The organism is Bacillus sp. ISL-34, from assembly GCF_018613325.1.
GTDB lineage: Bacteria > Bacillota > Bacilli > Bacillales > DSM-1321 > Peribacillus.
Map to the genome: position 1 here is coordinate 43861 of NZ_JAGGQJ010000007.1, position 22831 is coordinate 66691.

22 protein-coding genes are annotated in these 22831 nt (G+C 41.4%); 17 read left to right on the plus strand and 5 right to left on the minus strand.

The features are described from left to right. Positions 1–10: 10 nt before the first annotated feature. Positions 11–157, plus strand: a complete 147-nt coding sequence (locus J7E52_RS07790; RefSeq protein ID WP_214744689.1) for a hypothetical protein — start codon at positions 11–13, stop codon at positions 155–157. 175 nt (positions 158–332) lie between these two features. Here J7E52_RS07790 and yyaC read toward each other — a convergent pair whose 3' ends face one another. After that, the gene (gene yyaC / locus J7E52_RS07795; protein WP_286197554.1) at positions 333–905 is read right to left on the minus strand and encodes a spore protease YyaC; all 573 of its coding nucleotides are present in this window, start codon (positions 903–905) and stop codon (positions 333–335) included. A gap of 210 nt (positions 906–1115) precedes the next feature. On the opposite strand from yyaC, the gene J7E52_RS07800 reads away from it, so the two are divergent. Both J7E52_RS07800 and J7E52_RS07805 read left to right on the plus strand, forming a co-directional pair. Beyond that, positions 1116–1970: a pentapeptide repeat-containing protein gene (locus tag J7E52_RS07800; RefSeq protein WP_214744691.1), complete on the plus strand. Its 855-nt coding sequence runs from the start codon at positions 1116–1118 to the stop codon at positions 1968–1970. A 447-nt stretch (positions 1971–2417) separates the two neighbouring features. Then, positions 2418–3155: a MerR family transcriptional regulator gene (locus J7E52_RS07805; RefSeq protein WP_214744693.1), complete on the plus strand. Its 738-nt coding sequence runs from the start codon at positions 2418–2420 to the stop codon at positions 3153–3155. 697 nt (positions 3156–3852) lie between these two features. On the opposite strand, the gene J7E52_RS07810 is transcribed toward J7E52_RS07805, so the two are convergent. Then, positions 3853–4536 (minus strand): copper homeostasis protein CutC, encoded by a 684-nt coding sequence (locus J7E52_RS07810; protein ID WP_214744695.1) that lies wholly within the window; start codon positions 4534–4536, stop codon positions 3853–3855. Positions 4537–4798: 262 nt separating this feature from the next. On the opposite strand from J7E52_RS07810, the gene J7E52_RS07815 reads away from it, so the two are divergent. The 3 genes from J7E52_RS07815 to J7E52_RS07825 all read left to right on the plus strand — a co-directional run bounded on the left by J7E52_RS07815 (position 4799) and on the right by J7E52_RS07825 (position 6921). Beyond that, complete coding sequence (locus J7E52_RS07815; RefSeq protein WP_286197555.1) at positions 4799–5065, plus strand: transporter suffix domain-containing protein; 267 nt, start codon at positions 4799–4801, stop codon at positions 5063–5065. 866 nt (positions 5066–5931) lie between these two features. Continuing rightward, positions 5932–6393 (plus strand): YjfA family protein, encoded by a 462-nt coding sequence (locus tag J7E52_RS07820; RefSeq protein ID WP_396020254.1) that lies wholly within the window; start codon positions 5932–5934, stop codon positions 6391–6393. A 42-nt stretch (positions 6394–6435) separates the two neighbouring features. Then, positions 6436–6921 (plus strand): DUF2690 domain-containing protein, encoded by a 486-nt coding sequence (locus tag J7E52_RS07825; RefSeq protein WP_396020255.1) that lies wholly within the window; start codon positions 6436–6438, stop codon positions 6919–6921. A 61-nt stretch (positions 6922–6982) separates the two neighbouring features. Here J7E52_RS07825 and J7E52_RS07830 read toward each other — a convergent pair whose 3' ends face one another. Both J7E52_RS07830 and J7E52_RS07835 read right to left on the minus strand, forming a co-directional pair. Then, a complete protein-coding gene (locus J7E52_RS07830) occupies positions 6983–7507 on the minus strand; it encodes a methylated-DNA--[protein]-cysteine S-methyltransferase (RefSeq protein ID WP_214744698.1) in 525 nt (174 codons plus the stop codon). After that, the gene (locus J7E52_RS07835) at positions 7497–8093 is read right to left on the minus strand and encodes a bifunctional transcriptional activator/DNA repair enzyme AdaA (protein WP_214744765.1); all 597 of its coding nucleotides are present in this window, start codon (positions 8091–8093) and stop codon (positions 7497–7499) included. The genes J7E52_RS07830 and J7E52_RS07835 overlap by 11 nt, the downstream gene beginning before the upstream one ends. Positions 8094–8304: 211 nt before the next feature. Here J7E52_RS07835 and J7E52_RS07840 point away from each other — a divergent pair, with 211 nt between their 5' ends. From J7E52_RS07840 to J7E52_RS07850, 3 genes are all read left to right on the plus strand, one after another. Next, entirely contained in the window at positions 8305–9231 is a 927-nt protein-coding gene (locus tag J7E52_RS07840; RefSeq protein ID WP_396020256.1) for a DNA-3-methyladenine glycosylase family protein, read from the plus strand. A gap of 181 nt (positions 9232–9412) precedes the next feature. Continuing rightward, the gene (locus tag J7E52_RS07845) at positions 9413–9796 is read left to right on the plus strand and encodes a collagen-like protein (RefSeq protein WP_286197556.1); all 384 of its coding nucleotides are present in this window, start codon (positions 9413–9415) and stop codon (positions 9794–9796) included. Beyond that, positions 9732–9920: a hypothetical protein gene (locus J7E52_RS07850; RefSeq protein ID WP_214744778.1), complete on the plus strand. Its 189-nt coding sequence runs from the start codon at positions 9732–9734 to the stop codon at positions 9918–9920. Before J7E52_RS07845 ends, J7E52_RS07850 begins: the two co-directional genes overlap by 65 nt. On the opposite strand, the gene J7E52_RS07855 is transcribed toward J7E52_RS07850, so the two are convergent. Continuing rightward, positions 9917–10165, minus strand: a complete 249-nt coding sequence (locus J7E52_RS07855) for a hypothetical protein (RefSeq protein WP_214744702.1) — start codon at positions 10163–10165, stop codon at positions 9917–9919. The genes J7E52_RS07850 and J7E52_RS07855 overlap by 4 nt on opposite strands. Before the next feature lie 132 nt (positions 10166–10297). On the opposite strand from J7E52_RS07855, the gene J7E52_RS07860 reads away from it, so the two are divergent. The 8 genes from J7E52_RS07860 (at position 10298) to nikB (ending at position 22786) form a co-directional block, all read left to right on the plus strand. After that, positions 10298–11875 (plus strand): ATP-binding protein, encoded by a 1578-nt coding sequence (locus tag J7E52_RS07860; protein ID WP_214744704.1) that lies wholly within the window; start codon positions 10298–10300, stop codon positions 11873–11875. Positions 11876–11886: 11 nt separating this feature from the next. Next, positions 11887–12576 carry a response regulator gene (locus tag J7E52_RS07865; protein WP_214744706.1) on the plus strand — a complete coding sequence of 230 codons (690 nt, stop codon included), beginning with the start codon at positions 11887–11889 and terminating at the stop codon, positions 12574–12576. Between the two features lie 343 nt (positions 12577–12919). Further along, positions 12920–14212 (plus strand): CitMHS family transporter, encoded by a 1293-nt coding sequence (locus tag J7E52_RS07870; protein ID WP_214744709.1) that lies wholly within the window; start codon positions 12920–12922, stop codon positions 14210–14212. A gap of 201 nt (positions 14213–14413) precedes the next feature. Continuing rightward, positions 14414–16357: a PTS mannitol transporter subunit IICBA gene (locus J7E52_RS07875; protein ID WP_214744711.1), complete on the plus strand. Its 1944-nt coding sequence runs from the start codon at positions 14414–14416 to the stop codon at positions 16355–16357. Between the two features lie 86 nt (positions 16358–16443). Then, positions 16444–18534 carry a BglG family transcription antiterminator gene (locus J7E52_RS07880; RefSeq protein ID WP_214744713.1) on the plus strand — a complete coding sequence of 697 codons (2091 nt, stop codon included), beginning with the start codon at positions 16444–16446 and terminating at the stop codon, positions 18532–18534. A 5-nt stretch (positions 18535–18539) separates the two neighbouring features. After that, positions 18540–19682 (plus strand): mannitol-1-phosphate 5-dehydrogenase, encoded by a 1143-nt coding sequence (locus J7E52_RS07885; protein ID WP_214744716.1) that lies wholly within the window; start codon positions 18540–18542, stop codon positions 19680–19682. A 620-nt stretch (positions 19683–20302) separates the two neighbouring features. Next, complete coding sequence (gene nikA / locus J7E52_RS07890) at positions 20303–21832, plus strand: nickel ABC transporter substrate-binding protein (protein ID WP_214744718.1); 1530 nt, start codon at positions 20303–20305, stop codon at positions 21830–21832. Next, positions 21833–22786, plus strand: a complete 954-nt coding sequence (gene nikB, locus J7E52_RS07895) for a nickel ABC transporter permease (RefSeq protein WP_214744720.1) — start codon at positions 21833–21835, stop codon at positions 22784–22786. It begins immediately after the preceding gene. The last annotated feature ends 45 nt before the right edge of the window (positions 22787–22831 follow it).

Sequence of the window (22831 nt, forward strand, 5' to 3'; positions counted from 1 at the left end):
AGGATTTTCAATGTGGGTCATCACACTCTATAAAAACAGAGATATTGTAATGTATGAATTTGAAACAGAAAAAGCAGCAAGGGAAGTTTTTTGGAATATTCAGGGCAATAAGGTTCTTTCAGAAATCATTTATTTTAATGACCCAGGTTTAGCATAGTGATAGCAATGAATCGTAGAGGTATTTATGGCTAGTTGACAATAAAGGGTTATTCGAAATTGGAAGCGGAACTTTATATGATGGTTAAAACACAAAACCTCCGAGTATCCTTCAAGACTATGCATTTAAGTGTACCCCGAAAAAGCTTAGGCTTTATTGGGGTTTTACTATTATTTTAGACGGTTTTAACAATGATTCTTGTGGTAATCTTCGCTAGATTCATGACTGAATCCAGTCTCGTATCATTTAAGGATTGTTGGGGGAAAAGGGGATCTAAATAATTCACGACGGCTTTTAGGTGATAATCACCCAATTCAGGTAAGGATTTATTCATGGCTCCGCCAGGGCTAAAAGGACCTTTTGTCAGAAAAATGGAACCGATTTGATGATAACCACCCAAACAAGCATCGATGCCAAAAATAAAGGGATTTTTAAATTGCCTTTTTATTTCTTTTAAAACACTTTTCAAATTAAGGGCGTGAACAGGTTCTGCGAGTGTTCCAAAGACATGATAAGGGACTTGTTTTTCTCTTAGCATCGTCCCCACTAAAGGGCCGAATGAATCTCCTGTAGAACGATCTGTACCAATACATAAAAAAATGATCTCATTGGAAGTTGCCCGAAGAATTCTTGCGATTTGAAAAGACATTTCGTCTATATCTCCTTCTGCCTCTGTTTCCAACGTGTAGTTGCAATACTGCATTTCTTTTTTTGTCTCCCCTTTTTTTCTGCCATTAAAAGGATTCATGCCTACACTCCCTTATCTTATTCACTAGAGTCCTGTGACATCTTGTAGAAATTATAACATGATTAATTTCATTATCTCGTTTGTTTACTTGTATTTTGTTAATATATAGATTTACTGGAATTTTTGATAAAATAGAAGAGAACAAAAAATCTACTAGTATGAACCGATTGGTTTTATAGAACCAATTTTTAATAGAAGGAAGTGTAAGTATTGTTTAATCAATTAACGAATAACGATAGTATACTTGATCATTTACGTGCAGACTGTGAGAATTGTTTTGGTTTGTGCTGTGTAGCTTTGCCTTATGCAAAATCTGCTGATTTTGCATTTGATAAAGATGGAGGTACACCATGTTCCAACCTGCAATCAGATTATCGTTGCGGCATCCATGAAAATCTCAGAGCAAAAGGATTTCGAGGCTGCACGGTATATGAATGCTTCGGGGCCGGTCAAAAAGTATCTCAACTTACTTATAATGGAGAAGACTGGAGAGACAACCCAGCGTCAGCAAAGGAGATGTTCGAGGTATTTCCTATTATGCAACAACTTCATGAAATGCTTTGTTACTTAAATGAAGCACTGAATTTAGAAGATGCGCAACCTCTTCACCGAGAATTGCAGGCTGCTTTTGAAGACACGGAATATCTCACTAAGCAAAGTCCAAAGTCTATCATGGACCTGAATGTACCAGCTCATAGAGCGATCATAAATGATTTACTTCTGCGCACAAGTGAACTCGTACGTGCAAAGGTTCCAATTAAGAAAAATAAAAATTCAAAAAAACAGAACAAAATAGGTAGGGGAAGTGACCTTATCGGTGCAAAATTGAGAGGTGCTGACCTTAGGGGAGCGAACTTAAGAGGAGCTTTGTTTATTGCATCTGACCTCAGAGAGGCTGACATGAGAGTGACTGACCTTATCGGTGCAGACTTTAGGGACGCTGATTTAAGCGGTGCCGATCTCACCGGAAGTTTCTTTATCACACAAGCACAGATCAATTCGGCTAAAGGCGATATGAAGACAAAATTACCGCTTTCATTAAGCATTCCCAATCATTGGAGGTAGAAGTATAGCTAAGATCGGAGCTAGCTTTCATGAAAGGCTTCAAATAAGATAATTGTTTAAACTCACGAGTAAAAGCACTAAATTCACGAGTAAAAGCGTAAAACTCACGAGTAAAAGCGTAAAACTCACGAGTAAAAGTGCTAAACTCACGAGTAAAAGTGCTAAACTCACGAGTAAAAGCACTAAACTCACGAGTAAAGCCCAAATTTACGAGTAAAAGCGCCAAACTCACAAGTAAATACATCCAAATCACAAGTAATTGGAAATTTTAATACATAGATTTGCTTTAATCCAAAGCTTTTACAAAGATTGAACACTGACTAACATGCGATTCTTCATTAGGAAGGATCGTCTTTTAAAATTGGGCGGGAAATTTTCATTTTACCATTTGACTCTGACGTTGCGTAATGCCTTAGAGTAAAAGATATCGAAAGGAGGTAAGCAGCAGTGGCGATGAAAGTGAAAGAGCTAGCCGATTTAGTTGGCATTAGTGTGCGGACACTGCATTATTATGATGAAATCGGGTTATTATCGCCAGAGGAAATAACCGATGCAGGTTATCGCCTTTATTCGAATGATAATCTTGAAATGTTGCAGCAGATCCTGTTTTTCAGGGAACTTGGCATGCCGTTAAAGGAAATAAAACAAATGATAAGCAGCTCTTCGTTTGATAAACAAGAAGCATTAAAGCAACATCAAAAAATATTACTGGAGAAACGAAGTCAGCTCGATAAATTAATTAAGACGGTCGAAAAATCGATTAAACATATGAAAGGGGAAATTGAAATGACGGACAAAGAAAAATTTGAAGGATTTGACTTCAGTCAGAATCCATATGAAGAAGAAGCTCGCAAGCTTTGGGGGGATAAGGCTGTCGATGAGTCGAAGGCTAAAGTGGCGGGAATGTCCAAAGATGCACAGAAAGTTGTATCGGAGATCTATTTAAAACTTGCGACAATCCGTACTGCCTCGCCCAAATCGGCGGAGGCACAAGAGTTAATTAAAGAATGGTATGATTGTTTGAACAATAACTTCGGCACATACTCACTGGAGGCTTTCAAAGGATTAGGTCAAATGTACGTGGATGATCAACGCTTCACCAAAAATATCGACCAATATGGTGATGGTTTAGCAAAATTCATGTGTGATGCGATGGGTCATTTTGCTGACGCTAACAAAAATTAAATCCCAAGATTAGAAATTTCATGATGGAAGGTTGCTGCGGCAACCTTCTTATTTTGGAGCTGATTGTCAGGCAATATCCAACCCCTATGGCCTGTACCCGTATGAAAATGAAAAGTAAAAAAAGGGCCATTGATGGAATGAAGCTAACTATCACTCATCCCTTCGCTTCCTTACTTTCTACACTTGTGAACCATTTAAAATAGATGAATAGGAGAATTATTAAAAAGGACCATAAATAATAATCAGTCATAGTGTCAACCCAGGCTGAATTTTTATCCCAGTATGCGTCAGGCACAGGAGAGATATTCTCATACTGTTTATCGATTTAATTTTTAGTGGTAATTATATAGCATAATGAATATGTAAAAATTCCCATTATATTATTGTAGGCTGTGTTGTCCGTCTGCGTTATAGCGAGGTGCTGGTTAAAATGGAACTTGGAAAATGAGTCAAAAGGTATCGGAGCTAAGCGATGTGATTCCTTATTATTTTTTTAGTCTAGTCTCATCCTGTCTCTATCGCTTTCTACGGTGTTGGTTATTTTTAGCTGGGGTTCCTGGGGAGTGCTTGGCATTATCGTGTTACTATGCAATAAGCCTTTCTGCGGCACTGGTTTTTTGGTTTTGGGACTCAGTCTTTTTACAAAAAAAGAAATCTGAATCATGAAAGGGACCAGTGATGTGGTCCCTTTCCAACATTATTTTTTCTTTAGCATGTTTACGATTTCTTTAGCTTTTTCTAATGAAACTCCTTCAATGATACTGTTATTTTTTCGAACAGCCGTACCGAAATGATAGTGACCGGTATGCAGTTCGGAATGGATAGGAAGGATATTATCCTTATTTAGGCCGCTTCCAACCAGTATCGCTATGTCGCCGCAGACTCTTTTCATTTGTTGAATCGTTTTCATGCGGCTGGGGAAATCACCATGTCCACCTGAGGTCAATATCGTTGTGATTTCTGGATATTGTGCTAGCATTTCAGCTGAAATGACTGGGTCGTTTGTGTCATCGATGGCTCGGTGGAATGTAATCTCCAAACTTTCACATACCGTCAATAGTTCTTCGAGGTATGGAAGATTGATTTCATTATTTTCATTTAATGCACCCAATACAACCCCGTTCGCTCCCAGTGATCGAATGATTTCGATATCTTTTTTCATTATTTCCAAATCATTTTGCGTATAACAAAACGACTGGCTATGAGGCCTTACCATTACGTTGATTGGTATCCTTACCGAATTGACGACAGCTTCTATTAGGGCGTGGCTGGGAGTTAATCCCCCCTCGGCTAAAGAACTGACAAGCTCGATTCGGTCTGCTCCCGATTTTTCGATTAATATGGCATCCTCTATCGTTGTGGCAATGAATTCAATGTACATTGGATTTTCCTTTCCTGTATGCAAGTGTTATAAGATTATTAAATCCATTAAGAATAGTAAAGTCAATTCATTAATAGATACAATGACCTCCTATCAAAAACCTTCTCTAGTTTTCCTCAAATGGAATTTATTTATTTCTCATATTTATGAAACGAAATGAACATTCAAACGTATAAAAAAAGAATATATTCAATGGTATATTTGAAAGTGGAATGATTGGCGGGGTAATTAAATGAAAATCATCATGACGGAGGTTATTTAATTGGATAAAGAAAGTAAGGAAGTAAAGAAATCGAAGTTTTACAAAGTAGGGATGGGATTCCTGATCATTTCCCTTCTTACTTGGATCATTCCTGTCGTAGCACCTTTTACGCCATTTTCGACTGCGGTTAAAGCAGGGGTCATAACAGGTGCGATCGTCTTTGCGGAAGTCATGTTTTGGGCAGGCGCGCTTTTGGTTGGGAAAGAAGTGGCAGCTAAATATAAAGGCTATTTAAACCCGAAAAATTGGAGAAAAGAAAAAGGGTGAAGCAGTTTTATATAAATTGCTAGGTGTGAAGCTCCATGGAAACTGAGGTGTTGAAAGTATTCGATTCAGATCGTGCATGATGAAGTGTATAGATTGGGACAAACATCGGTGTGGATGAAAAAAGATTATCCGAATTTACGGCTGCCGGCCATTTACTGGCTCATGAACGGTATACGAAGGAGTCGGGAGACTAAAGAACAAATAGGCATTGACGTTTCCTTTGAGATTACATCGACAAAGAACTATATGAAAGTGCACATGGCTTCGATGATTTCACCCTGCAGCAAGAAGAGGTTTTCGGGATGGTGAAGGTTGTACTGATTGACTTCGAAGAGCTTTTTGGATCGAAGCGAAGGACAAAGTGAATATTAAGGGATTTGAAATGAATCACGAAGGCTATAGGATGATCGACCGGTTTGTTGGACGCGATGATACATTATCTTTCCTATTTTAGAAGCATCATTAGATTGATCAGAGAAAACCATGCTAAATGAAAATAAAGCCCCGACAAAACGATTCGAGTTTTGTTGGGGCTTTTCTTTTTTCTTGAAAAAACATTAAGTAAATCGACCTGTATCTTTCCCGGTCAACGGCAGCCTATTGGCTCGTTTTGTTTCAGCGAGACACGAATATGTCCTTAGTTGTTACCTTATTTGTCCTGAATTGCTCATAGGGATAATGACTTTGTCTCTGTGGTGATTCAGTTGATAAAGCGAGACATACCAGACTGTAATAGTGATGTCAGGCCTGCAAGTTAAAGGTGGGGATGTAGTTTTTCATGAACTAGGGAATTTATCACTTGTAAGAATATGACAAAATTGTAAGATGAACAGTGTACAAATTTTGTTAAGGGGATGAGTGAAATAATGAAAAAAATGGTTTTAATCATTTCATTTTTTGTAGCTTCTTTAGTCCTTTTTGGCTCCCTTGATCTTTTTGCCAGCAAAGCATCAGCAGAAACACACATCTATGATGGAAAAAGTCCTTACTATAATGGTTGTGCGAATAGCGCAGTAACAAAGAAGGCCGTGAAAATTTATGCCAACGGTGCTTCTGCCAATCTGGAGTTGAAATTCAGCACAACTTGTAAAACGGCTTGGGCAAAGCTCACTCTAAGCAGACCGGCTAAAGCAGATGGGGAGGCAACGGCATTGGTTGTCCGAAATACTGATAATAAACAATTTAGCTGTGCATCTCCTGGAGGAAATGGTGAAATAAATAAAGGTCAAACGTCATGCTATACACCAATGGTATATGATTTGGATCCGCGAAAAGCAAAAGCGGTCGCTTTTTGGCCATATACAGCAGGTGAAACCGACTGGTATTAATGAAACAGGAAAAGCCTTCATCTATTTTTATGGAAAGAAAGGATGAATGAATTGAATAAAAAGCTTAAAATGATAGTTTTATCCATGTTGATGACACTGTCGATGTTTCTTGTCGACTTTGGATTTGGAAAAAATCAGGCACTGGCCGAAACACATACTTATGATGGGAAAAGTCCATTCTATAATAGTTGTGCAAGTTCGGCGGTAACGAAGGATAAAAAATGGATCGATTCCAATTCGTATGTAGAGTTGAAATTCAGTACTGTCTGTAAAACCGCCTGGGCAAAAGTGACCGTAACACGCCCCGCCGTATACAACCATGAAGCGGATGCCAGGATCGTCCGAAGTACTGATGGTAAGGCCTATACATGCTCCAGTTCCGGGGGAAATGGTGTTGTGAATATCGGGCAGACCTCATGCTATACACCAATGGTATATGATTATGACCCGCGAAAAGCACAGGCCCAAGGGATACATGCGATCCCTAATAGTGATGCATATAAAAAAGCGGTGACCATTTGGTACTAAAAAACAAAAGTGCAAAAAAAGCATCCTTATAGTCGGATGCTTTTTTTGCTGTCAAATTAACTCATGCTTTCATTTCCGCTTCCAATTGAAGCAGATATCGTTTCATCTCCGTACCTCCCCGGTAACCGGTAATGGCTCCGTTTTTTCCGATAACCCGATGACATGGCACCGTGATCAGAACAGGATTGGCACCAATGGCCGTACCGACTGCCCGAACAGCTGCAGGTCTCTGGACGATTTGTGCAATATCGGAATAGGAACAGGTTTTTCCGTAAGGTATTTGATTCAGCGCTGACCAAATTTCTTGTTGAAAGGGCGTGCCTTTTACATCTGCCGGAAGAGAGAAAGTCTGCCGGGTTCCTTCGAAATATTCTTGTAATTCTTTTAGATATGGTGTTAATGTTTTTTCATTTTCAACAAGGCTCGCCATTGGAAAGCGTTTTTGTAGCCAAGACTTCAGTTCTTCATACGTTTGACCGGGAGAGCCAACATAGCAAAGTCCTTTTTCCGTCTTGGCCACATATAATTGCCACTTATCATAATTCAAGATGGCCCAGTCAATGGTTTGTTCTTTTTCATTCTTCATTTTCTTCACGCTCCAAATCTCGAGTTTCGAGATAAGCTTTCCGATATCCTGAAGGGGTATTCCCCATGATTCTTTTGAATAGCGTCATGAAATAGGGTGTACTAGAGAACCCGACAGCCAAGCCTATTTCAGTAATCGGCTGTTCAGAGTTTTCCAGCAGCCACGTTGCCTTTTCAAGGCGAAGCCTTTGAATGTATTCAGTGGGCGATATCCCCTTCACACGCTTGAATGATCGTTGTAAATGATAGGGACTGCCGTGGGAAATATCAGCCAATTTGTTCAATGTGATGGGTTCCCTGTAATGGATGTCGATCCATTCGGCTATTTGTTCAACCCATTCTTCTGTCGGCAAATTAAGTCCTTCAGGTTTACATCGTTTACAAGGCCGGAAATCTTCTTCCAAAGCCATCATGGCATTTTTGAAAATTTTCACGTTTTCCTTATTAGGTACCCTGGATTTACAGGAAGGCCTGCAAAAGACGCCCGTCGTAATTACTCCGTATAAAAAATGATCATCATATGCGGCATCACAATCTATAATAGCTTTCCAATATTCATTCGGGAAATCTGCTTTTTTCGGATTCACCACATTCACCTCACCTTTTAGTATACAAGAAAGGGTTGATATACAAACATTTTGATAATATAAAAGCAAGATAACGTAATTATTTAATAAAGTTAGGGAAGATGACTATTTGGCTGGTTAAAATAAGGAGTTGAAGGGAGTTGAATGAAAAAGAAAAGAGCAAGATAACGTACCCATTTTTCTTTAGTATAAAGCTAAAGGAGGAAGCGGAATGAAAGAGACATTATCAAATGATGAAGGCATGACTGAATTGAAAATTCGTGCACCAAAAGAGTTTAGTTTTTCGGAAAATCTTAAATACTTATCAAGATCCTCCAATGAATGTCTGTTCGATATTGTGGATCAAAAGATTTATCGTGCACTTGTTGTCGAAAACGAGACACTTTTAGTAGAAATCAGTGCGATGAATGAAACGGAGCTGACCGTTCGGTTTCCAGGAAGAACAGCACCGATGGATAATCAGGTAAAGGATGCTGTTTCGCAATACGTTCGTCACTGGTTCGATCTTGAGACAAATCTGCTTCCTTTTTATGAGCTGGCGCAATATGATCCTTTATTGCAAAAGCCGGTAAGCCAATTCTTCGGTTTGAGAAATATGGGCATCCCTGATTTATTTGAAGCGATTGCCTGGGGAATACTTGGACAGCAGATTAACTTGACTTATGCCTATACCTTGAAACGGAGGCTTGTTGAGGGATTTGGCGATTTTGTTGAATTCGAAGGAAAGCAATATTGGCTGTTTCCGAAGCCTGATGTGATCGCGAAATTAACGGTCGAAGATTTTGCCGATTTGAGGATGACGGTGAAGAAGTGTGAATATTTAATAGGTGTAGCTCAACTGATTGCAGAAGGGGAACTTACAAAAGAAAAGCTGTTGAATGCAAAGGATGTAAAAGAGGCTGAAAAAATGCTGACCAAAATACGGGGAATCGGTCCGTGGACAGCGAACTATGTCTTGATGCGCTGTTTACATTTTCCATCAGCCTTTCCAATCGATGACGTCGGTCTGCATAATTCCATGAAACTGGTCATGCAAACGGAAGCAAAACCAACGAAAGCGGAAATCCTGAAACTATCGGAAGCGTGGGCCGATTGGGAATCCTATGCAACCTTCTATTTATGGAGAATGCTATATTGACTTGAATTAATTTTCGGAGATAAAACTATAGACTTCGTCGATATATTTCTATTTTCGGAGATATAATAGTAAGTTTCGTCGATATATTCCTATCTCCGGAGATAAATGCATTTCCAGCCCAAACACACCTTAAGTCCATGGAACATACCTTATTACATTTATCTTATAGAGGTGAATGACCATGTATATGTACCCAACGTATCATTATGAAGATCAAGCTTTTCTTGAACGGCAGTTTCCCGGTCTATCCAGCTTTCCGGGCATACCTGGATTACCTCAATTTCCAGGTCAGCCAGGGCCGCCGCCGGGTTCGCAAGCACCAACAGCTCCCCCGCCAGCGTTTATCCCCCACCAGCAATCGGCTTCAACATTTGCCGTAGATCCAGGTGCCATTTCGTTTTGTCTGTTCAGGAATACTTTTATATGGCTAAACAATGGTGCGCGTTTCTGGTATTATCCCATTTTCGTCGGTCCGCGTTCTGTTGCAGGCTTCAGGTGGAATGGCAGGTTCTGGACAATTTTTGGTATCGATTCAAGACAAATCAATTCATTTAGCTGTTTTTGAAAAAATGCTCAAAGGAAATGTCTCCTTTGAGCATTTTATGTTTCCGATTGCCTTGCTTTCTTTCAATACGAAAAGATATGGTAGCAAGAAAAAAGCAGCACTATCCAAAGAAAAACATTATTAAAGGTAGCCTACCGTGGATCGTCCCCCTAAAGCGGTCAACACTCCGACTAGGGAAAGGAGATACATGGTGTAAAACAATTGCGACTTGATCCTCACACCATGATCGGTGTGAAGATCTTTCTTAAAAAGGACACTGCGAAATAAACCCTGAAACGATATCAGAAAAAAGACTGGAAAGAAATCATAAATAAGCAAAAGGGTGATGATGATCATATAAATCATTTGAAAAGGAATCCAGAAATTCATTTCGCACTCCCTTTTTTGTTAATGTGGCGAAATAAACGGCCAACAATGTTCAATATTTAATAGAAATGGTAAAATCATTATGCTCCTATAAAATTTAGTGAATGAAAATGAAAATAGAGGATGCTGTTGAATATGAGGAAAGTATCGCTGGAAACCAAGATTCTCGGGTTAGTCTTATCGTTGAGCCTGTTTTTGATTCTTTTATTGACGACTTCTTTTTCCTATATGGAAGGAAGGCAAATAGCGAAGGATAAAGGTCAATTGGCGTTGGAACTTTCAAAGACGATTAGCTTCATGCCTACAATTACAGAGGCCTTTGAAACGGATGATCCCGCTGCCACAATCCAGCCGATTGCCGAAAAGATCCGCAGGGAAACAGGGGCTGAGTTCATCGTTATAGGGAATAGAGAGGGAATTCGCTATTCCCATCCGCTGGCTTCCGAAATCGGGAAGCGGATGGAAGGCGGAGATAATAGCAGGGCCATTCGGGAAGGCGAATATTATGTCTCCGAAGCGGCAGGATCACTCGGGCTTTCCATTCGGGGGAAGTCACCGGTATTCAATGAGGATGGAAAAATAATTGGTATCGTCTCCGTCGGTTTTTTAGTCGACGATGTCCGCGCCCAAATTTTCAAGGATTTGTCCAGAGAGATGGTTGTATCTTTAGTGGCCATCCTGATATCGATCATTGGCAGTTATATGCTGGCAAGAAGCATACGTAAAGATACACTGGGACTGGAACCATTTGAGATCGCCAATTTATATAAGGAAAAAAATGCAGTGCTTCAATCGGTGAAAGAAGGGATTCTGGCCATTGACCAAAATGGGTTGATTACCTCGATGAATCAGCCGGCGAAAAAATTGCTGGATATTAAAGAGTCCGTTCGCCATTTGAACGTGGATGGCCTATTTCCTTCGAAATATTTATTCGAAGTGCTGAAGTCCGGTGAACCGCGAATGGATAAGGAGATTTCATGGAAAGACAAATCCATCATTGTCAATTGTACGCCAATCTTCGATAGTGAAGGTGTAAGCGGTGTTGTCGCTTCGTTCCGAGATCGAACGGAAATTGAGGAAATGCTCAACACATTATCGGAAGTGAAGATGCATTCAGAGGATTTAAGGGCACAAACCCATGAATTCACCAATAAACTATACGTCCTTTCAGGATTGATACAATTAGGGGAATACGATGAAGCAATAGAAATGATTCAAAGCGAAACATCCGAATTGCATTCCCTGAACCGTGTCGTGTTCGAACAGATAAAGGATACAAAGGTACAAGCCCTTTTACTTGGTAAGATAGGGAAAGCATCGGAGAAGAAGATCATCTTTGAAATAGACGCACAAAGCTACCTAGAGAAACTCCCGGATCATATAAAATTGTCACAGCTAACATTGATTCTAGGCAACATTATCGATAATGCACTTGAAGCGGTTTCAGGCATGGAAGAGCCGCTCGTGAAATTTTTCGCCACAGATATCGGAAATGATATGGTATTTGAAGTGAGTGATAACGGAAAAGGAATACCTGAGGATGCCATCGCCCATATTTTCGATCGGGGTTTCACTTCGAAAAACAGCGGAAGTCCGAGTGGTTATGGACTTTCAAATGCTGATCATGTCGTCAAAGAGCTGGGCGGCATCATCGAAGTTCACAGCGAGGATCGAAACACCATATTCACCGTGTATCTTCCTAAAGAACAGTGAGGAGGGAAAGAATGCTGAAGATAAGAGCAGTCATCGCAGAAGATGATTTTCGTGTAGCGGATATCCATGAAAAATTCTTGAAAAACTTTGATGAAATAGAAGTGGTCGGAAAAGCTGTCAATGCCAAAAAAACGCTTCGGATCTTGGAACAAAAAAGCCCGGATCTGCTTTTGCTTGATGTTTATATGCCAGATCAGCTTGGTACAGACCTCCTTCCGGACATACGGAAAAAATTCCCGAATGTGGATATCATCATGATTACCGCGGCAACGGATAAAGACCAACTTGAAAAGGCGCTTCACTATGGTGTTGAGAATTATTTAATTAAACCAGTGGAAATGAAGCGCTTCAACCAAGTTATCGAAGAGTATTTGAAGAAAGTCCATCTGATGAAATCCAAACAAGAGATAGATCAGGATTTTGTTGATCTCATTTTGAAAAAGGGATCTGCGGTTTCGGAAACGAACGATGGGCCGGCCTTACCGAAAGGGGTCGACGAAATCACTTTGGCGAAAGTGATCGAGGTGCTCAAAGCAAGCGATATCGGTTTATCGGCTGAGCAAGTGAGCGGCCAAATCGGCGCTTCCAGGACAACCGCGAGACGCTATCTGGAATACTTGATATCCGTAAAGAAATGTAAAGCGGAAGTCGTATATGGGGTAGTGGGAAGACCTGAGCGAAGATATTATAAGATTCAATAGAATTAAGTGTGAAACACCTTCAAGATTGGAGGTGTTTTTTTATGCATGCATGGATTGAAAGATTTCAAAAAAAGCAATGCGAGTTAGTGTAGCAATTCTTTTGCCAGCAATAAGGATATAGTCGAAGTTTTCTTAATAATCATAATCATCTCCTAAAGAACCCGCCATTCTACCCGGGGAGTGGCGCTGGTTCAGCCTCGAAAAAACGCTTCCGTGAACACCTTCCGTGAACACAATGAACAAAATTAACAAAATAGTTTTAAAACACAATAAATTGAGAACGCTTACAAATAAAGCGATTTCATATACAATTTATCTTATTAGAAGATAAGGAGTGATAGATATGCTCGCTTTATTAGGATACTTGATGATAGTAGCGTTTATGATATTAATTATGACAGGGCGACTTTCAGCCATGATAGCATTGATTGCAGTTCCAAGTGCCTTTGCACTTATTGGCGGGTTTGGCGGTAAAATGGGTGAGATGGCGCTGGAAGGGATCAAAGACGTTGCGCCAACGGGAATCATGATTTTATTTGCGATCCTTTTCTTTGGCATTTTGATCGATGCTGGGGTTTTTGACCCGATCATCAATACGATCCTTAAAGTCGTAAAAGGAGATCCAGTGAAAATTGCCATCGGTACGGCCGTCCTGGCTTTGCTGATTTCCTTGGATGGAGATGGTACAACCACATATATGATAACGATTTCAGCCATGCTTCCGCTATATAAACGGATTGGAATGAGACCGCTTGTATTGGCAGGCATTGCCGTTTCGTCATCTGGAGTCATGAACCTTCTTCCTTGGGGAGGCCCTACAGCACGGGTGATGACCGCTTTAAAACTTGAAATGTCCGATGTTTTCACCCCTGTCATTCCAGCGATGATCGGCGGAGTCCTATTCGTCCTTTTCATGGCATATTGCCTGGGTAAAAAAGAAAGAAAAAGAATCGGGATCATAGAAGTCGATTATCATGTTATGGCACAGCAGGCGGCTGCAACGGAAGATGCTTATCTTAAGCGTCCTAAATTGATAATATTCAATTACGCATTGACTCTTACACTGCTGGTTGCGCTGATCATGGAACTTATGCCTTCAGCGGTTCTATTCATGATAGGTTTTGCGATTGCCATTACGGTTAATTATCCGAAACTCAGTGATCAAAAAGAGCGTGTGGCAAACTATGCGGACAATGCTTTATCTGTCATTTCGATGATTTTTGCAGCAGGTGTCTTCACAGGAATCCTTGCCGGTACGGAAATGGTCGATGCCATGGCAAACTCTTTGATCCAGCATATTCCAGATCAAATGGGTGCACATTTTGCTGTCATCACAGCCATCATCTCAGCACCTTTTACGTTCTTCATGTCTAATGACGCATTTTATTATGGTGTGCTCCCATTACTTGCAAAAGCGGGAGCTGCTTATGGAATTGACCCTGCCCTGATCGGTAGAGCTTCACTATTAGGGTTGCCCGTCCATCTATTAAGCCCGCTTGTTCCATCTACTTATCTATTGGTTGGAATGGTAGGGGAAGATTTCGGTGCATTGCAGCGCACTTTCCTGAAATGGGCATGCGGTTCGACGCTTGTCATGATAGTGGTATCTGTCCTATTGGGAATCATCCCACTATAAGGCTCTAAAGAGTCCCGTTCGTCAAGATGCGAACGGGACTCTTTTCTGTCTGTATCAAGCGCTGAATAAATCTGGAAAAGTGAGATACATTATGTTTGTCTTCTCTTTCGCGACAAAGTTAGCTTTTTGATTTATTGAATGCGGAAGGTACGTACCTTAAGATTAAAGGAAACTATATTAATATGAAGGGAAGAGAGCAAAATGGCTCAATTTAATATAAAAGTTGCAGTTCAAAAGTTCGGTAACTTTCTAAGTTCAATGGTCATGCCGAATATATCAGCTTTCATAGCATGGGGGCTAATCACTGCCCTATTCATCCCATCTGGTTTCCTGCCAAATGAAAGCCTTGCCAAAATGGTTACACCGATGGTTACGTTTTTACTGCCGCTTTTAATTGGGTATACGGGCGGTAAGCTAATCCATGACCACCGTGGCGGCGTAGTCGGTGCCATTGCGACAATGGGCGTCATCGTTGGATCTGATATCCCGATGTTCCTTGGAGCCATGATAATGGGACCGTTCGGCGGTTATGTCATCAAGAAATTCGATCAATTGATTGAAGGGAAAATAAAAGCCGGTTTTGAAATGCTTGTTAATAATTTCTCAGCGGGGATAATTGGCGGCTTATTGTCCATTCTATCGTTCTTGGCCATCGGGCCTGCTGTAGACGTTTTTACAGGCTGGCTTGTAGCAGGAGTCGATTGGCTTGTCGGTACAGGTTTACTGCCGTTGACAAGTATCCTGATCGAGCCTGCCAAGGTATTGTTCTTGAACAATGCCATCAATCATGGTGTACTATCACCAATCGGTGTAGAGCAAGTTAAACAAACAGGGGCTTCCATCCTGTTCCTTCTGGAATCGAATCCTGGACCGGGTATCGGCGTATTGCTTGCTTATTGCTTTTTTGGAAAGGGAACGGCGAAGAGATCGGCGCCAGGAGCTGCCATCATTCATTTCTTCGGCGGGATCCATGAAATTTATTTCCCTTATATCCTAATGAAGCCGATGTTATTCTTAGCTGTCATTCTTGGGGGCATGAGTGGAGTTTTCACATTGGTCCTACTAGGCGGAGGATTGTTCGCTCCAGCTTCTCCAGGCAGCATACTTGCCATTACAGCAGTAACTCCGCATAATGCGGGCGCATATATTGCTAACTTTGCAGGCGTGATCGTAGCGGCCCTTGTTTCATTCATCGTCGGTGCATTCATCTTGAAAACAGGAAAGCAATCTGAAGAGAATATTGAAGATGCCGCAAAAAAAATGCAAGAAATGAAAGGCAAGAAAAGCTCTGTTGCCGATGTATTCGCTTCAGATCCGGGAACGATGCCAACAAACGTCAGCAAAATAATATTTGCCTGCGATGCCGGGATGGGATCAAGTGCGATGGGGGCTTCACTGCTTCGCAAGAAGGTGAAGGAAGCCGGATTGAATATCACTGTTACTAATACGGCGATCTCAAACATTCCTGCTGATGCACAAATCGTCATAACACAGGAAGAGTTAACTCCAAGGGCACAGAATAAAGTGCCGAATGCTTATCATGTATCCGTCGATAATTTCCTATCGAGCCCTGAATACGATTCATTGCTTGCACGGCTTCAGGATGACGGTACCGATGAGCTGCATGAAATCGTCGAAGATGCTGAAGAGAAGGTTCCCGGTGTTCGTGAACATTCAATCGAGCCTGGCATCAACGAGGATGAGCAGGATGATAATGAATTGCTTCGCGAAGAAAACGTCTTCCTTAATCAACAATTCGCCAATAAGGAAGAAGCGATCCGCTTTGCGGGAAGAGCTTTGGTCAATGCAGGTTACGTTAAGGAAAGTTATATTGAAGCAATGATTGCCCGTGATGAATTGACTTCAACCTATATGGGTAATGATGTAGCCATTCCGCACGGAACCGAGGAAGCTAAGAAAGATGTCCTTAAATCTGGATTTACCGTCCTACAAATTCCTGATGGTGTCGACTTTGACGGCCAAAAGGCACGATTGATATTCGGCATTGCCGGCAAGGACGGGACACATCTTGAAATTCTATCTGGCATTGCAGTTACCTGCTCTGAGATGGAGAATATCGAAAAGATGGTTAAAGCCACATCAGCCAGGGAATTGATGGATATAATAAATGTCGGAAATAATTAAATACTCGTAACCAAGAATAGAAAAGCGTTTTACGCTTTTCTATTCAGTATTTTCTCGTGTTACTCCACCTGAAATGAGTTGGTAGCATGTATATTACTTCAAGGGAAAAATCAATCATAGAACTGATCATAAAAACTTCAGGAAAACATACAGCCTTATCCATTGCGACACATTTGAATGTTAGTGTCCGGACGGTTCAACGCGATCTGAAGTCGATAGAAAAAATCCTGCACTCATTTGAGCTGCATTTAACACGCAATACACATGAGGGACTGTCCATCGACGGGAAGAACGAACAAGTCTTTCGGCTTGTACAGCATCTGATGGGCAATCATCCTATCGATCAAACGCCACAAGAAAGAAAGCTGCATCTCCTTTTAGCTTTACTGCAGGAAGAATCGTATAAAACTCAAGTTCTTGCGGGGGATCTCGGTATAAGCATTACGACTCTTACAACCTATTTGGACGAACTGACTGAATGGTTAAAGAATTTTAATATCGTGATTACCAGAAAAAGGGGTGTCGGAATAGAGCTTGCCGGCACTGAAGAAAATAAACGGAAAGCCCAGGCAGCCTATTTCTTGCACTTTTTTAATGAAGAGCTGATTGAAAGTTTATTTTTGCTGCAAGAAGGAAAATTCCCAGAAGCGAAAATCCTCGACTATTTCGATCCCGAATATCTTCTGGCTATCGATGGGGTGCTGAACTCAACTTTTAACAGTGTCCATTCCCGTTTGGCGGATAGCGGGTATATAGGGTTAATTGTACATATTTATGTAACCCTGCAAAGGAATGAAAGCCAATTTTTTTTGGAGAAGGACTTCAAGAAAATAAGCGAACTTTCCGATGAGAATAATCTCATGAATAAAATAGGCAAGGAACTCAGCACCATGCTGGAAGTCTCTTTTACCATCGATGATATCAGCTACCTGGCAGCCATACTGAAAGGTTCCAAGCTTCATGCGGCGGATGCCGTTCCATATGACAGTGTGTTGCTAGGCCAGCTGATAAGAAACCTGATAAAAGATGTTTCGGCACAACTGCAAATCGATTTGACCAAGGACTTCCCATTGTATCAAGGGCTCCTTGCCCATATGGAACCATCGCTTTTCCGTATCAAACAGGAAATGGGATTGTACAACCCCTTAACCGAAGATATTAAACGAAAGTATCCGGTTCTCTTTTTGGCAGTGAAGACAAGTCTGGAAAAGGGATTCAAAGAAATAAAGGAATTTCCTGAAGATGAAATAGCGTTCATCGTCCTTCATTTCGGATCTGCATTAGTGCTGCGGGAGGAAGAAATATCAATAAGGGCACTTATCGTTTGCCCTACCGGTATCGGGACGTCGAAGATGCTTGCAAGCCGGATCAAAAAAGAAATCATCGAAATCGAGACTGTAGAAATCAAGACGATCAAAGACATCCAGCAGCAGGAGAGCCTGTCAAACTATGATGTGATCATTTCTACCGTCCGGCTTCCGTATATCGATAGTGATTATATCCTTGTATCCCCTCTTTTGAGTGAAGAGAATATATTGAACATCAGGAATTATTTAAGGAAGAATATCGAAAACTTCACGAAGAATAAGCGTTATGGCAGTCATTCAGCCCATAAGGATACCTTGACCAAAAAAGAGGATGGCGAATTGAAAGAAGTGCTGCAGGAATTGAAAGACGCCCAGCAAAGCATCGAGTCAATCATGGATAATTTCCGGTTTTATCGGCTGCCGCATCTGAAAGGACATCCGGAGATCATTGAAGAAATGGTCAGGATGGCTGAAACGGAAGATCTGCTAATTGGTGCGGATGATGTGGTCAGATCCTTGAAGGAACGGGAAAAAAAAGGCGGTTTAGGCATTCCTGGCACTGGAATGGGCCTTTTCCATACGAGGCATAAGAATGTGAAAGAACTGATATTCCAGGTGGCCCACCTGGAGGAATATCGTCTGGTCAAAGGTATGGATGGAAATGACGTCCATATGAAAAATTTACTGCTGATGCTGGCACCTGAAGAATTGAGTGTAAAGCAGCAGGAAATCGTCAGCTTAATAAGTTCAAGCTTAATTGAAAGCAATGAATCCATCATGATTTTTTCATCTTCGGACGAAGAAATGATTAACGGAAGGCTGGAAGCCATATTTTTAGACTATTTATATACTAACTTGATAAAGGGATGATTGTAATGAAACAAGCAGTACATTTCGGTGCAGGAAACATTGGAAGAGGATTTATCGGAGCGCTCTTTTCACAATCTGGATATCATGTGACATTTGTAGACATAGCTGATAAAATCATCGATCAGTTAAATGATAAAAAGCAATATCAAGTCAAACTGGCTACCGATCAACAAGAATCCGTCACAGTAGAAAATGTTTCGGGTTTAAACAGCTTAAAGCAGGAAGAGGAAATCATTCAAGCAATTTCTGAAGCAACCTATCTCACCACTGCTATCGGCCCAAATATTTTGCCTCATATCGCTCCTTTAATTGCAAAAGGATTAGCTTTAAGGGTGAAGGAAACCGATGAAAAACTATATGTGATCGCTTGTGAAAACCAAATATCGGCAACAGACCTTTTAGAAGGCTACATTCTAGAAAACTTGGATCAAGATACAAAGGAAAAACTAGCCGATAAAGTCTACTTCTTTAACTCAGCAGTCGATCGCATCGTTCCTATCCAAAATAATGAAGGATCACTCGATGTTTTGGTGGAACCTTATTATGAATGGGTGGTTGAAACGACTGAAAGCATTCCTGCCGTTGAAGGGATGACCATTGTAAAAGAGCTCGCTCCATTCATTGAGAGAAAACTGTTTACCGTTAATACAGGACATGCCGTCATTGCTTACCTCGGTTATCTCAAAGATAATAAATCGACGATTGACCAGTCATTGGAGGACGCAGGCATTGTAGAGCAAGTCAAGAAAACCTTGGGGGAAACGGGCGCTTATTTAATAAAGCAATATGGTTTGGAAGCAGATGAGCATCAGCAGTATATCGAAAAAATCATTAATCGGTTTAAAAACTCCTACCTTAATGACTCGGTGAATAGAGTCGGACGTTCACCGCTGCGCAAGCTCGGGCCAAACGACCGTCTCGTGCGCCCTGCCGTAGAAGCCAAGAAAGCCGGACTTTCCTATACTAATCTGGCGAAAGCGATAGCCGCCGCATTACTCTTTGATTTTAACGAAGATGAAGAAGCCCTTAAACTGCAAACGATGATCAAAGAACACGGTGTAGCTACCGCACTTAAGGAAGTTAGCGGACTGGACGAAAATAGCGAAATAACCAAAGAAGTTATCAATCATTACAACAACTTGAAATAAAAGCCGAAGAACTCCTGAAATCATTTTTCAGGAGTTTTTTCTTAATCAAAAAGGCATTTAAAGAAGGACTATCATCCGATAATCTTGAAAGCTCAAAAAAAACCTTGTAAACAGTAATCATTACGTTTTATAATGGGAGACAGTCAAGAGAAGAGGGTTTTGTTAAAGTGAAAATCGTAACCATTTTGATTTGTTTGGTGAAAGGGGCTTTATATGTTGAAAATATAGGGAATCGCTTGAAAAAAGGCGGATTGGTGCAATAAATCAAGAGTATGGTTGAAATAATCAAGAATTTGGTGCTATTACACAAGATTTAGAGCTGTTACTCATGTTTTGGATCATTTACTCGTAAGTTTGGAGCAAATGCTCGTGATTTTGGTGTGTTTACTCGTGAGTTTGGAGCAAATACTCGTGAGTTTGGAGCAAATACTCGTGAATATGGCAAAAATACTCGTGAATTAGTGTTTACTCTCAAAGGAGCATTACATAGTTTGATTTCGGATAAGCATTCGCAATGCGTTACGTGGTTTCTCATGATAGTAATGCTGCAATCTAAATCGTAATCATAACGGTTTTATAGCGGCCAATAAAAATAGTTGAGGTAATGGGGGAAATATATTGTGTACAGAAAATGTAAATCGATTTTTATTGTATGTCTAGCGTTCTTTCTTTTGGCTGCCTGTTCCACCGAGTCTGCGAAAGATCAAGTGGGAGGGGAGAAGGGAGTGAACTTGCTTTTTAATTTTGCGACTAGCTCGCTTGATCCGAATGTTGATACTAGTTATGTGTCACTAAGGGCTGGAATCACTGAGACATTGGTGCATCTCAATGATGAGGATTTGACCATCGAACCTTGGCTGGCGAAAAGCTGGGATAGCAAGGATGGTCAATTATGGAATTTTGAGTTAAGGGAGGGTGTGACGTTTCAGAATGGAAAGCCGATGGATGGCAATGCGGTGAAGGCTTCCTTGGAGAGGGCGATGAAAGATAGTCCGGCGATAAAGAATGCCTTGCGCATTGAATCGATTGAAGCGGACGGGAATGCTCTGACCATTAAGACGGAGGTTCCTTTTCCGGAGTTTCCTTCTGAATTGGTCCATCCGAATACATCGATTATTGACGTGAAGGAAAGTGACTATATAAACAAGCCGATAGGAACAGGGCCATTTGCCGTTTCGAAATTCATACCAGGTACGGCAGTTGATTTAATACGGTATGAGTCTTACTGGGATGGAGCCGCAAAGCTTGAAAAAGCCAGGTTTTCGTTTAATGAAGATGCCAATGCACGGTCTCTTGCCCTTGAATCGGGAGACGCCGATATTGTCTTTCGGCCGGAAGTGGAAAGCCTGGAAAATTTAGAAGCGATAGATGGTGTGAAGGTGGAATCGACATCGACTTTCCGCGTGCATCAAATGACGATGAATTTGGAACGAAAAGCACTGCAGGACATACACGTCAGAAAGGCGATAGATGCCTTGATCGACCGTTCATCGATTGCGGATACGATTTTACATGGTCATGCGGAAGTGGCAACAGGGCCATTTCCATCCACATTCTCTTTTGCTCCGGACTATCCGAAAAAAGAGAATGGAATGGAAGCGGCTAAGAGGTTTCTTGATCAGGCGGGATATAAGAAAGTGAATGGAGTCATGCAAAAAGACGGCAAACCGTTAACGTTTACACTTCTTACATACAGTTCACGTGCCGACCTGCCGTTAATTGCCCAAGTTTTTCAATCGGATGCCGGCCAGTTGGGGATTGATGTGAAAATCAAGCAAATTGAAATCCCTGAGGAGTATATGGCTGCCAATCGCGATTGGGATTTAACGACCTACAGCAATTTAACGGCTCCGCGCGGGGATGCCGGCTATTATTTAAATGCTACTTATCATCCAAAGGGAGCCTTGAACTTCAGTGGGGCCGATGATGATCACCTGACCTCCCTGATTGATAGGCTTAACGTAACGGTCGGACAGGAGAAGCGCTCGGATATAGCTGAGGATATTGCGATGTATGTGGATGAACAGGTGTATAATTCATTCATTTTACATCCGAATACACTTGTTGCTTATGATGCCGATAAAGTTAAAAACTGGATCACTTCGAGAAGCGAATACTACATGCTGACGAATGAACTGGATGTGAAGTAAATGTTCCGCATCTTAGTCCGGCGATTCATTGAGGTCGTTATTTTTGTCCTTGTAATTACATTCATATCTTTCCTTTTTGTTCGGCTTGCTCCAGGAGACCCGGTTCTCTCGATACTTCAAGTGGATGATGTTTCGATCACAAACGAGCAGGTCAATGAGCTTCGTGAAGAATTGGGGTTCAATGATCCGCTGTTAGTGCAGTATGGCGATTGGTTTGCGGACTTTATCCAATTGGATTTCGGGCATTCCTATCTGACGAATCAGCCTGTGATGGAGATGATCATGAGCGGGCTGCCTGCAACACTTGAACTGGCGGTTGGCGCATTGTTTGTGATGCTTGTTATAGCCATACCTTTAGGTTCACTTGCTGCATTGTACAGGGGAAGCTGGATTGATCAGATAAGCCGTGCCGTTTCTTTGTTAGGCGCAGCCATTCCTAGCTTTTGGCTGGGGCTGCTCTTGATAGATTTATTTGCGGTACGATGGGGGGCCCTTCCGACAATGGGCAGAGACGGCTTCCGTTCTTTGATTCTGCCGTCAGTCACGTTGGGGCTGGCCATCACAAGTGTGTACGTCCGTTTGCTGCGTTCGAGTTTGATAGATTCCCTCAGTCATGATTTCATCAGGGCCGCCCGATCAAGGGGGATTTCAGAGATTCGGATATTCTTTGCCCATGCATTTCGTTATAGCTTGCCCCCGGTCATTACCGTATTCGGTGTCAGCCTTGGCAGCCTGATCGGCGGTGTAGTGGTGATTGAAGTGATTTTTGCCTATCCAGGCATAGGTAAGATGGTCGTGGATTCGATTCGGTCGCGGGATTATCCAGTCATCCAAGGGTACCTGTTGGTCATGGCCATCATAGTATTCATGGTTAATAGTGCCGTGGATTTATCTTATCGCTATTTAAATCCGGAGCTAAGGCTGAAGGAAAGGAAGCATGGAAAATGGAGTTAGTAATCAAAAAACAATCCAAAAGACGCTGGAGAATGACCATCCTTT